The sequence below is a fragment of the Methanoregula sp. genome (assembly GCF_041663825.1).
GTDB lineage: Archaea > Halobacteriota > Methanomicrobia > Methanomicrobiales > Methanospirillaceae > Methanoregula.
This window is the reverse complement of the sequence record NZ_JBAYLY010000051.1, coordinates 1-12,270: the sequence shown is the minus strand read 5'-3', so window position 1 is coordinate 12,270 and position 12,270 is coordinate 1. Positions and strand designations below refer to the sequence as shown.

11 protein-coding genes are annotated in these 12,270 nt (G+C 55.5%); 5 read left to right on the top strand and 6 right to left on the bottom strand.

What is annotated here, in order from left to right:
* Positions 1-337: 337 nt before the first annotated feature.
* The 6 genes from WCX19_RS14510 to WCX19_RS14485 all read right to left on the bottom strand — a co-directional run bounded on the left by WCX19_RS14510 (position 338) and on the right by WCX19_RS14485 (position 6,556).
* Complete coding sequence (locus WCX19_RS14510) at positions 338-1,183, bottom strand: energy-coupling factor transporter transmembrane protein EcfT (protein ID WP_373009370.1); 846 nt, start codon at positions 1,181-1,183, stop codon at positions 338-340.
* An 8-nt stretch (positions 1,184-1,191) separates the two neighbouring features.
* Positions 1,192-2,760, bottom strand: coding sequence for an ABC transporter ATP-binding protein (locus WCX19_RS14505; protein WP_373009368.1), 1,569 nt, complete (start codon positions 2,758-2,760; stop codon positions 1,192-1,194).
* A complete protein-coding gene (locus tag WCX19_RS14500; RefSeq protein WP_373009366.1) occupies positions 2,747-3,292 on the bottom strand; it encodes an ECF transporter S component in 546 nt (181 codons plus the stop codon). The genes WCX19_RS14505 and WCX19_RS14500 overlap by 14 nt, the downstream gene beginning before the upstream one ends.
* 4 nt (positions 3,293-3,296) lie before the next feature.
* The gene (locus WCX19_RS14495) at positions 3,297-4,103 is read right to left on the bottom strand and encodes a hypothetical protein (RefSeq protein ID WP_373009364.1); all 807 of its coding nucleotides are present in this window, start codon (positions 4,101-4,103) and stop codon (positions 3,297-3,299) included.
* Position 4,104: 1 nt separating this feature from the next.
* On the bottom strand, positions 4,105-4,740 hold the full coding sequence (locus WCX19_RS14490; protein WP_373009363.1) for an ABC transporter substrate-binding protein: 636 nt from the start codon (positions 4,738-4,740) through the stop codon (positions 4,105-4,107).
* Positions 4,741-4,999: 259 nt separating this feature from the next.
* A complete protein-coding gene (locus WCX19_RS14485; RefSeq protein WP_373009361.1) occupies positions 5,000-6,556 on the bottom strand; it encodes a hypothetical protein in 1,557 nt (518 codons plus the stop codon).
* Between the two features lie 523 nt (positions 6,557-7,079).
* Here WCX19_RS14485 and WCX19_RS14480 point away from each other — a divergent pair.
* The 5 genes from WCX19_RS14480 to WCX19_RS14460 form a co-directional block, all read left to right on the top strand.
* Complete coding sequence (locus WCX19_RS14480; protein ID WP_373009359.1) at positions 7,080-8,681, top strand: PKD domain-containing protein; 1,602 nt, start codon at positions 7,080-7,082, stop codon at positions 8,679-8,681.
* Between the two features lie 106 nt (positions 8,682-8,787).
* Entirely contained in the window at positions 8,788-9,570 is a 783-nt protein-coding gene (locus WCX19_RS14475) for an ATP-binding cassette domain-containing protein (RefSeq protein WP_373009357.1), read from the top strand.
* A complete protein-coding gene (locus WCX19_RS14470; protein ID WP_373009355.1) occupies positions 9,567-10,274 on the top strand; it encodes a GTP-binding protein in 708 nt (235 codons plus the stop codon). Before WCX19_RS14475 ends, WCX19_RS14470 begins: the two co-directional genes overlap by 4 nt.
* Positions 10,275-10,280: 6 nt before the next feature.
* The gene (locus tag WCX19_RS14465) at positions 10,281-11,150 is read left to right on the top strand and encodes a (Fe-S)-binding protein (RefSeq protein ID WP_373009353.1); all 870 of its coding nucleotides are present in this window, start codon (positions 10,281-10,283) and stop codon (positions 11,148-11,150) included.
* Positions 11,151-11,764: 614 nt separating this feature from the next.
* Positions 11,765-12,270: AAA family ATPase (locus tag WCX19_RS14460; protein ID WP_373009351.1), on the top strand; the 506-nt coding region annotated here is incomplete at its 3' end.

The window sequence follows — 12,270 nt, the reverse complement described above, 5'->3', positions numbered from 1 at the left end:
GGCAGTCGGCGGGGGACAACCTTCATCCAGCGACTTGGGGTATACTGGTCCTGCTCCCACTCAGGCTACACTTGCGCCTACAAAGCAGAAGACTACGGTATCGTCGTCGGCTACACCATCTCACACATTTACTATACCGCCACTGCCTACCAATACGCCACGGTCCGGACTTGATGCGCTACCGGTTCTCGGTGCCCTTGGTCTGTGCGGTGCGATCTTCCTGTTCAGAAAGAACGGGAAGTAATCTTATTTTTGAGGGGAATAAGAAAAATACACGAATCCCCAAAGTCCCGTTCTCCCTCATGTTCCTGGCAGGCAGTAAGACAATCCTGACAAGTCACAACGAGAAAAACCAGTTCGTTACGAGCAGGATCATAATGAGCACGACGAGAATGATACCCATGAGTGCATCCGGCCGACTGAATCTTTGCGATTTGTAGCAGGAGTGGGGCGTGGACTGGCGAAACCCCCGGGCCTGCATGGCATCCGCTGTATTTTTCGAACGTTTAAGCAGGGACACCGTCACCGGGATAAAGAGTGCCGCAAGTTTGTTCCGGTTTTTGATCGCATTTCCCCGGTCAAGTTCAAGACCCCGGGACCTCTGGGCATCCATGATCTGCCGGGTATCTTCGGTAAGGGACGTTGTCGACCGGAGTGCGTACCCCAGGGAGAAGGAGAGCGTGGGCGGAACCCGCATGTTCTTGAGACTTCGTATGAAATCGTCGTGCGAGGTGGTCATGATAAAGAGGAACGAGATCCCGGCGAGCGTGAGGAGCCTAAAGCCCATCGCTATGGCAAGAATCATTCCTGCCAGGGTGACTTCGGGATGGAGAAAACCGATCTGGGCAGAGAAATATACCGGGCCTGACGATGCTTTCGAGAAAAAGCTGTCCAGGACGATAACAAGGATAAAGAGGGGCAGGACCAGGGTGAGCGCACGCAGGAATTTTTTCGCGAGGCCCGAGGTGATGGCAAGGAGCAGCTCAAAGAAAAAGAGCAGGACGAGGGCCGCAAGGCTGCTGAACAGGAGGGCAATAACACTGACGATAACAAGGGCCAGGAGTTTTGTCCTGGGGTCGAGGCGATGCAAAAACGAGTTCCCGGGACTGAACCGGAGGATCTCCAGCCGCCGGAGTTTCTTTGGTTTTCGTTCGTTGTCCGGTTGTGGCGCTTCTGGAGTCACCGGAAAAATCACCGCCCCTTAAGGTTTGCTACCCTTTCGTCTGGATACGCACCAAAAACTGATCGGGACGTGTCCCGGTAATCGGCCTCGATGCGACCGGCCGAGATCCGGATAAACCGGTCCCCGCAGGCTGTCCCGAACTCCTCGTCGTGGGTCGCGACGATGACCGTTTTTTTGGCATCGCACAACGCCCGGAGAAAACCGGTGAACGTGTTCTTCAGGCCCACGTCGAGGCCAAACGTCGGTTCATCGAGGATGATGACCGGAGTGTCCATCGTGAGGATACCCGCGAGTGCGACCCGCTGTTTTTCCCCTCCTGAAAGGCCGAGGGGCGGTGTGGAAGGATCGATGTGATCGAGCGAGCACCGGTGGCGCACATCCCTTGTGATCGTCCCGATCTCCTCCTCGGTCTTCCCGAGATTGCGGGGGCCGAATGCGAGTTCTTCTGTGATGGTGCTCTCGAAAAGCTGGTAATCGGCATGCTGGTTGAGAAGGCCGACGGCGTGGGCCGTGTCAGCGACGGTCTTTTGGGCGAGGGGTTCTGTCCCGAGAAGCACGCTCCCCCGATCCGGGTGAATGAGGCCGTTACAGTGCTTTAAGAGAGTCGTCTTCCCCGATCCATTCGCACCGGTGATGACCGTTAGTTCACCGGGATAGAAATCAAGGGTGATTCCCTCAAGGGCAAAAGTCCGTGCCCCCGGATACCGGTAATAGACATCCCGGAGCGAGAGTGAAGGGGCAGGGGTCTTTCCGCAGGGAGGAACCGGGACAACGTGCGGGGAATTTTCCCGTGCAGACAAAATTTTTGCAGCGGATGAACTGCCTTTTTCTGAAAGGGTAATTTCCATGCCGGATGGCGGTTGGGACAAGCCGGGTTTTCCATCGGACAGGACCGTTCCTGCCTGCATTACAATGACGCGATCGGTTACCGGGAGCAGGAAGGCGGTACGATGCTCAAAAACGATGACCGTCGTCCCGAGAGACCTGAGCCCGGCAAGGAGTCCTGCGAGATTCTGTGCGGCGGATGCATCGATCCCGGAGAACGGTTCATCCATTACCAGGATCGATGGTTGGATAGCGATAACCGAAGCGATTGCCACGCGCTGCCGTTCGCCCCAGGAAAGATCGCCGATGGGCCGGCCCATGAGGTGCCCGATGTGCAGGAGATCGATGGTCCGATCCAGCCGTGCCCGGATCTCCTGTTCTGCAAGGTTCTGGATCTCAAGCCCGAATGCGATCTCGCTCTCCACATCGCCAGTGACCAGCTGGTACCCGGGATCCTGGAATACCATCCCGACCAGCGGGGCAAATTCTGGGACGTCATAGTCTCTTGTATTTCGCCCTTGGACAATGACATTTCCCTCCATGACGCCTTTTGTCGCATGGGGAATGAGACCGTTCAGGCACCGGGCCAGCGTGGATTTCCCGGAGCCGCTGGGCCCGGTAATGAGGGTGAACTCGCCGGGATAAATGGTAAGGTTAACATGATTGAGGGCGGTGACGCTCCTTCCTGACAGGGTTGTGGGGTACCTGAACGATACATCACGGATGATGACCGCCGGATCAGGTCTCGTCACGCGTTATCACCCCGGCTTTGAGGAGGCGGTGGAGTACCAGGGCCGCAACAATCCCCCCGAGTCCCCCGAAGATGAAATGGGTTATGGACGCGGTACCGATCCCGATGATGATAAAAACTGCCGGAATCCCAAGGAACGTCTGGAGGAGATAGTTCACCACCATTTTTGCGAGGTTTCCTGCCGCACCTGCGATAAACCCTACCGCTGGGTGATCCAGCCGGTAGAAGAAGAGGAGGCCGACAAGATCGATCATCCCTCCCATCGCGAGGTAGATGAAGAGGTTCAGGAAATGAAGGGTATTTAACCCGAAGAGGGTAGCGAGGATTCCCGAGACAAAACCGATATAGGTCCCTGCGCCCGGCTTTTTCACGATCCCGACGCCGATGATGACAGGGACGACCCAGTAGATACCGGTGTGCCCGGGAATGTTCAACGGAAGGGTAAATGTTGTATTCAGGACGACGATGAGTGCGGCGCAGAGCGAGAGCAGGGCGATCTCATACAGGGAAAAATAAGGTTTTTTAATCGCCATTTCATCACGTCCTCACGAATTCAGACCGGACTCTTACGCTAAACCCGTCCGGCTGCGGGCGGTCCACGGCAACCAGAAGGAGCAGGTCGTTACCCGGATCGTTACCAGTAGCAGTAACGTAGAACGATCCATTCGGGTCTGGTGTTTCCGTAACATCCCCTCTCCTGTTTAAGAGACTGGACGCGATGTGAAGGGCCCCCTCACCGCTCCCGGCAGGAGGGTAGAACGAGAATGTGCGGGTTGTCGCGGTCAGGCCATTGTAATCCGCCTGCTGGTTGTTCGAAATCGCTACAGTATACTGGTGAATGCCTGAAATGGCAAGCGGGGTTGCCGCGGGCATGGAAGTACCCGCAGTGGCATTGCCGGTAACGATAAAACCGCAATGGTTGTAGCCTACCTGACGGTTTGTCCGGGTCGGGATGGTACCGGTTGTCAGACCATAGACGTGAAACACGGCCCGGCCGGAAAGGTCGGTAAAATTGTAGGTCAGCCTGACCGATCCGATCCTCCGCACGTTGGGGTCGCCGCTCACCGGCGTTGCGTTCAGGTCGATATACATCAGGTACCAGGACTCATTGTCGAGAACGTCCTGTCCGGGATCGATCCCGAGAGGATTGTACCCGGGCCGCCAGGTCTGCGGGCCGTACTGGAACCCGGCCCGGGTAAAGACCTGGTCGATGAGGGCTCCCGGGGTGACCACCGGGGCATTCTGGGGGAAAAATGTCTCTCCGAACGCATCCAGCGCGACCATTGCCCCCAGAAAACACCCGAGCAGTACCAGTGCGAGCCCGACCCGGGTACGAAACTCCATGTTAATCCCGTTTGTCTTCGATTAACCGGTCCCCGTCTTCTTTGACGAAGATAACAGTTTTTCCATTGATTGGGCAGGGGCGGGGCGGCTTTTCGGGCCGGAAAAATACGGTTCCTTCATGGAACTGCCTGCCGTCAAAAGAACAGACCTCGTCGATGCCGGCCTGGAGGAGTTTTTCCACAGTGCACGATGTGAGGATAGTACGGATATCCCCTTTCTGGAGGAAACGCCCGTCACATTTCGTAAAGGCAAGCCCGAGGCCTGCCATGGCGCCGATCACGCCGTCCTCGGTGCCCCCGAGACCCTTGAGCCGGATGTGCAGGTTTTTTGCGAGCGTACGTGCCCGGTCCTGAGTGAGGATGGTGCATTTTGCATCCTGGCCGTAGGCAATGAGCGAGGAAGTGATCTGACCGGTGGATGCCACGGCAAGGCCGGGATCGCTGCCCTCCAGGAAATCGCCGAGCATGACCTCTTCAGCCACCTTGAAAAGATGATCCATCGCTTCATCTCCGTCAGCCAGTACATGGATCACGGCATTGCTGTTGTGCGAGGTATAAGGGATATCGGGATGGACATATAACTGGTGGCGGGTGACCCCGAAGACGGGATAATCCGCGACCACGGTGTCGGCGATCATCCGTGCCAGTTTCCCGGTTCCCCGGGGTCCCGTGAGGGTATCGGTATCGTCAATACAGATGTAGATCGTTTGGATCAGCTCATTAGTAATCTGGGGAAGACAACAATTATAGTTTTGTTTAATTTTTGCTTATTGTTTAGTGAATTATAATTACCAAAAGCGGGAAAGATTCGGTGGGATAACTACGGTAGAGTGCCGGGAAATCTGCGTAATACGCTCTGTCCCCGCAGAAAAACGTCTCTTGCTATTATGCCTGGACCTACCTTTTCAAACCCTGATTCTCTTTCCCGTCAAAACCATCGGTTAAAAGGTTTCGGGAGTACCCGATCATTTGCTGTAATTCCCCGGGTTTTGGCGTGTCTTTTGCAAACCCTACATACAGGCACCGGTTCAGTATTTCTCTGATCGTATCCGTATTTCCCGATGAGGTCCCCATGAGTTGTTCTAATTCCCGGCTCGTGAGTTCGTCGCCACGACTAATTTCATGCGAGAGAAAGATCCGCAGCGCCCGGCCGGTCTTCCGGTATGCTTCCGGCCAGGCGCCACGGGCCGCATCCCGTTCGGCCTCATCCAGGAGGCGCAATGCAATCTCACGGGTGGATTCTGCGGGTTCCGGTTCAGGGATCTCTGCATGAAGAATGTGAATCTCCTTCGGGCGAATCCGCGCAAGATACCAGATTCCGGCAGAGATGAGGAGAACACAGGCGAGAGCAATGGCTGGACCTGCAAATGCGAGAGGGTCATCCGGGTTATCCCCTTCAACGGAAACGACCGTCCCGTTCTGGAGGACTGCGGTTACATGGATCATACGGCTCTGGGAATTTACGTAGGTGAGAGCCACGGTTTGCCTGCCCGGGGTTACGTTGATCCGGGTCTGGTTGTAAATGAATCCCTTTTCTGCAATCCTGCTCCCGTATTCAAAGTATGTAGCATTCTTCAGCAGCGCATCCGGCAGGGGAATTGGATTATACGATGATTCTTCCGCAGACACAACGTGAGTTCCGAGGACCGTCCCTGTGATGATCGCGTTCTTTGTCCCGGACGAATACGTCTGCAAAAAACTCCCGGAACTGTTTGAAACCGGGGAGACGTCGGTTTTTCCAAGTGCAAAACCGGCGCCTGTCAATGAACGGTTGATGGATGCGATGAGGGGATCTGCAACAATGTACCCCCGCAGTTCGTCCTCCACATTTTCTTTTTCCTCATTTTCTGACTGGTTGCTTTTTCCTGCAAGCTGGTTACGGAGTGCCGATGTATCCTGTGACATCTGGTTATTCTGGAGTTTAGTTTCCGGGCTCTGGGCCTGTGGTTTTTCTGATGGGGCAGAACCCGCAGAAGATGTCCCTGACACAGGATTTTCCGTGTCGCTGCTGACCAGAGATTCCTGGTTTTTCGGGGCATCCTCAATGCTCGTGACAAAATGGACAATAATACCGTCAAGGGTGGAACTTCTTCTCCCGGATTCCGGATAATCAAACGAAATGGTAACGAGATAATCTGCCGGCATGTCCGATCTCCCGACAGGGAGGGAAACGGTGCGCTGTTCGGTGAACGCCGAGAAGGCACGGGTCTGCACGCTCGCGACCCGGGATCCGGTATTTCCGGAATTTACCGGGATCTCTGTCTGTTTCAGGGTCCCGGTGATGTCATGATCGTACGTGCTTACAATCGTGACAGGGATCACAGCCTCTTCCCCGGCGAGGACATAATATCCGCTCTGGGGTGTCGAGAGGGTAACTTCCCCGGCACTGGCCGCCGATATGCAGAAAATAACGACGATAAAAAGCATCGCTGCGAAGAATTTTAATTGACGCATGTGCGGAGTCCGTATGCGCCGGACTCGCCCTGCTCCGGATAAACCCCGTCGCAGGAGACATGATAGCCCTAAAAAGGGCCTGCCGGACCCACACCGCACATTCATTCGTCACCTTGTTCTCTTTTGGCTCTTCATCCCGATAAAAGCAGGAGAAATCCCCGGTCTCGCTTTTTTTTTAATTCTGGCTTATCCTATGCGCCCCGAGAGTCGCCGTCTCCGGGTGATTTTCCGAATCGGCCTCCCCTTATCCGGGAAATGCACCCCTGGGGACTGGTACCGGAAATCTGTATTTTCAGGGGACCGAAACCATCGCACCATAGTGGATATATGTGCATACTGTTAAAATAAAAAGGATTACCTTTTAGAGGAATAAATTGTAAATGATTATCTTGTGTATTCCCGGGAACTCTCCATGAACGATCGGTATTCTGCAGTTCAGTACAGATTGGTATGGGCCACCATAGTTTTCGTCCTGTTTCTGACTGTATGTTGTGTCCTGCCCGCAGCAGCAGACGACGTTGGGGTGTTCCCGGCGAAAAGCGATGTCAGCAATCTGGCCTTTGCAAACCAGGCAACCGGATATTATTTTTTTAAGTTCGATCAATTAGGCGGCGGCGGTCTCAATGCCCTCCATATTGCATCGAGTTCAACCACTCCGCCGAATTATGGAGATGTTAGTACCACTACTTCCCAGTCCGGTACGTTCTATATCACGGAAACCGGGGGCAGGGGATACCAGGATGATGCCATTCTCCTCGTTGCTGTAAAAGGGAAAAACTCCGGCAATTTTGCCATCCACATAAAATCCAGCGGGTACTCATGGACCCCGACAGGGGTACAGAATCACCAGCCTGAACTTTCTCAGATAACATACCATTCCGGTGCCGTAGACACGACGTTTACCAAATCCCAGTTCGTCTACGGATCGCAGACCTGGAAACCTGCAGGGAATAATGTACCGTCCGATTACCCGCTTTATTATGGGGAGGATACGACTGATACCACCAACCTGTGGAAACTGATGTTCGTGGATCTCAAGGCCGGACCAATTGGCCCGAACGGGGATCTCGATGTTACCTCTCTTACGGACAAGGGAGCGATTAAGGTTGATTATACCATCGAGAACCTGGATACGGTTGTCACGTTCAATACGTACGCCTGGAACGATAACACCACCCAGGGAAAGGGAATTTCATGGACGAATATGCTTGTCGGGACGGGAAGCAGCGGGTATACCGTTCTTGGGACGGACTATTCCGACCGGGCAGATGAGTTCCCGACCATTATTGGCAGTTCCCCGGTATATCATCCACCGAAAACCAGTTTTACCGCAAATGTGACCTCGGGTACAGCGCCACTCACGGTTCAGTTCACCGATACCACCGTTCAGTCGGTCAAGACCTGGTACTGGGATTTTGGCGACAAGGGTACCTCTACCGAACAGAACCCGGTACATACCTACATGACCCCGGGTACGTATACGGTCACCCTCACTGCGGCAAATGGTCAGGGGCTCAGTGCGCTAAAGACACAACCCGGGTATATAACGGTCAGTTCCGGGGGAAGTTCGTCAGGCTCTTCCGGTGGAGTTGGTAGTGACATCGGCGGGCCGGGCAATAGTTCCGTTGGGAATGGGGTCAATTTCACTGCGGATGTGACCTCGGGTGCCCCCCCGCTTACCGTAAAGTTCACGGATACCTCGACTATCGGGAATATTACAAACTGGGCTTGGGACTTCACCGGGGACAACGTCCCGGACAGTTTCGATCAGAACCCTGCGTTCGTTTTCGGGAAGACCGGAAATTACACGGTGAAACTGACGGTGAAAACTACGGAGGGGATGGTGTTCAACCGCACCCTGCCGGATGTTATACGGGTCGTCGACACGTCAGGAGCCAGCGGCGATACGTGGGTATTCTCTGACCAGTCCGGTACCGGCGCGGATTCCTCCGGATCCGATCAACAACAGACGGTCGACCCGGCCCGGGCTGCAACAATGACCCCTGCACCGCAGGGTACAAGCGGCTATTCCCCGCTCGGGACGAAAGTTGCCGAGATCCTTCTGGATACGTTAATCGTTGTCGGTGTTGTCGGAGCCGGGGTGATCCTGTGGAAAAAGATGTAATCAGGATTCCCGGAGCCGGGAATTTGAGTTTTAATCCTGAAACTGAGGGGTATTCATGAAGACCCTGTTTCCCGGTGCCGGATCTCTGATTAATCGGGAAAGTGATATGAAACCTCTTACCATTACAACAATAACCGTTCTTCCGGGAAAGGCACGGGACGGCAGCAGGGAAGCATTCGGGGAGATAACGATTCATGCCGGGGACATGATCTCGATTGTCGGACCGACCGGTTCCGGGAAGACCGCGTTCATCAACGATATCGAAGTGTTTGCCTGTAATGATACGGTGACCGGACGGACGATCCTGGTCAACGGGGAAGTACCCCCGGACGAGATGGTGCGGGACCCGGCAAAAAAACCCATTGCCCTCATTACCCAGAACACCAAGTGCCTGGCGGATCTTACGGTCCAAGCGTTCCTGGAGATGCATGTGAAAGCCCGCAGGATCCCTGACGAGAACCGCACGGCAGAAACGATTGCGCTTGCAAACGAATTCACCGGAGAGAAGATACGCGGGGAGATGCGGATGACCTCGCTCTCCGGCGGGCAGACCCGTTCGCTCCTGATCGCAGATGCAGTCGCGGTGAGCAGCGCCCCAATTATCCTTCTCGATGAAGTGGAGAGCGGCGGGATCTTCAAAGAGAATGTGATTGCGTCCTTAAAGAAAAACAACAAGGCCGTCCTCTTTGTGACTCACGACCCGCTGCTCGCGCTCCTGTCGGACCGTCGTATCGTGATGCGGAACGGCGCGGTAGAATCGATCCTTGAACCAGGGGGGCGGGAGAAGAGGATCCTCGCCCGGATCTCCGAGCTGGACGGGTTCCTTTCCCGGATGCGGGAGAAGATCCGGGCCGGGGAACTCCTTGACGGGGAGGTGCCGATATTATGAAACTGCTTATTTTTGCCGGCCCGCCCAGCGCCGGGAAGACGGCGGTCATCCGCCAGATTATCCGGCAGCTTGCCGGGGAGCATGCGGTCGCCTTTCTCAAGATCGATGTCGTGCGGGCATTTGAAGACGAGGAGTTATCGGCAGAGTTCGGGATCCCCGCGCGGAAAGTCTACTCCGGGGATGTCTGCCCCGACCATACCGGGATCCTTGTCCTCCGGGACGCAATCTCCTGGGCTGACGATCTCGGGGCCGGGATCCTGATTGTCGAAAGTGCCGGTCTCTGCCTCCGCTGCACGCCCTATACTACGCAAGCCCTCGGCGTTGTCGTGCTCTCCGCAGTCGGCGGGACAAACAGCCCGCTCAAGATGGCGCCGATGATCGCCCTTGCCGATGTGGCGGTTGTTACAAAAATCGACCTGATTTCACAGGCAGAAAAGGAGGTATTCCGGGAACGGGTAAGGGAAGTGGCGCCTGATGTGGATATCATCGAGACAAACGCCGTGCAGGGAACCGGGCTCCGGTTCCTGATGAAGGCGATCCGGGCGGTTCCCGATATCACTGCCCCGGACGAGATCGTCCTCCGGGGTATGCCGCCGCTTGCGGTCTGTACTATCTGCGCCGGGAAAAAGGAGATTGGGTGGCAGCACCACTTCGGGATCTTAAAGACCCTGGACAGCGCCGACGATCTCTACCGGGGAGAGTGAAGGGTCATGGTGTGGGAACCGCCCGGCCGGAACTGCGGGGCCTGCGGGATGAAAACGTGCAGCGCCTTTCTCTCCCAGGCCCGGCTGGGGAAAAAGGATCTCCTGGACTGCCCGTATTACCCCCGCCGGTCCGGTGCAGACGGGGTACTCGCGTCCCCCGTGCATTCGGGCCGGGATATCCTCGGGCTCGATTACGATTTTGTGATAAAACCGTTCCCAAACGAGCCTTCCGCGCGCCGGTATATCCAGCCGCTCCGGGCCGACCTGACGGAGCGGTGGGGAATCGGGCCGGGAGATATCCTCCGGGGACGGCCGGTCGAACCCAGCTGCCCGATCCAGCATGTACTTCGGGTCATATCGGTGGACCCGGTAACCGGGATCCTTACCTGCCACACGGTCGGGCCGGCGGTCGCCCGGAAGAGCACGAAGGTTTTTGATATCCGGGCATACCACGAGATCGGGTTTGAAGGGGTAGCCGAGATCGTCCGGCACGAACCCGTGGTCGGGTTCAGGATGAGATTTCTCCCGGCAAACTGCATGCGCCAGCTGGTTCACTCGGGCGTTGTCCAGATGGTGCTGAACAAGTCGTTCGGGACGCATGTGCGGGTCGAGGATCTCCAGATGCACGGGAAACGGGAGAAACTCAAGGACATCACGATCCGTCCCGGTGATTCAGTGTCCATTCAGGATCCCTCCGGTACCAGTAAAATGGTTCTCATCGACGGCATCGAAGTCCACACCACCGATGGCACGGTCCTGGAGCGATCCCGCAAGGATGGCGATCCCGATCGCCGGGAACACGGGCCGGGATGCGGTGGCGGGGGCGGCCATCACCGCCACGACCATGACAGGTCACAGCACAACGACGAGGATTGACCGTCTCATATCGGAAATACGCTCAACAGGTCGGGAATATCTCCACGTTTTCAGATGCAGATCCCGATCAGCACTCTTTGAGGTGTTAACAGTATTCTTTTTATTTTTCCCATAGTCGCACAAATTTAGTTAATTATTTATTGTTCTACATAGAACTGTCCCTGTGATAACGTATTCCCTTCCCGGAAATCCGGTATCGATCCCATGAAGAACACCGGATCCAAAGATGGGTCGATTGATATCCGTTATCCGAATAGAGAGTCTAGGGAAAGTCCCTCGCAAACAGCCTTTGGATTTTAGATAATGCACAAAACCGCCATGAACAGAACACACACAACATTCCCCGCTGGAACCGGCCTTTGGGCATAAGGGGGTACCGGTTCCAGAGAACCGGGGAAACTACTGGTGAAGTGACTTTTTTCCCGCAGGAACGCATTTTACTCATCGTTTAAAAACCCCGGGATCATACAGACTGCCAGATGCAAAGCCGGAACTGACCGGGTTTTTCCGGTTGAGTGGCAGGATCCCAAAAAGACGGTGAAAGATACGTGTTTTTGCGGTCGGGTCCATCATGTATGCCGGCGATATACGGAAATCCGCTATCAGGTATCGACATGGATGCAGAAATCACCCGCCTGACAACTCAGGCACAATCCTATGCAGAAACGCTGGATGAACTCCGCAACGAGATGAAGACCGTGATTGTCGGCCAGCGGGACGTGATCGATCGTCTCCTGATCGCTCTCTGTGCCGACGGCCATGTTCTCCTTGAAGGGGTGCCGGGGATCGCAAAGACGCTCACGATCCGGACGCTTTCGCAGTGCATCGACTGTAGTTTTGTCCGGATCCAGTTTACCCCGGATCTCCTGCCTGCCGATATCATGGGGACGAAGATCTACAACCAGAAGGACTCGACCTTTTCAACGATCAAGGGGCCGGTCTTTGCCCACTTTGTGCTCGCCGATGAGATCAACCGGGCGCCGCCCAAGGTCCAGTCGGCTCTTTTAGAGGCGATGCAGGAACGGCAGGTCACGATCCAGGGCGAGACCCACACGCTTGCCCGGCCGTTCTTTGTGCTTGCGACCGAGAACCCGATCGAGTCGGAGGGCACGTACCCGCT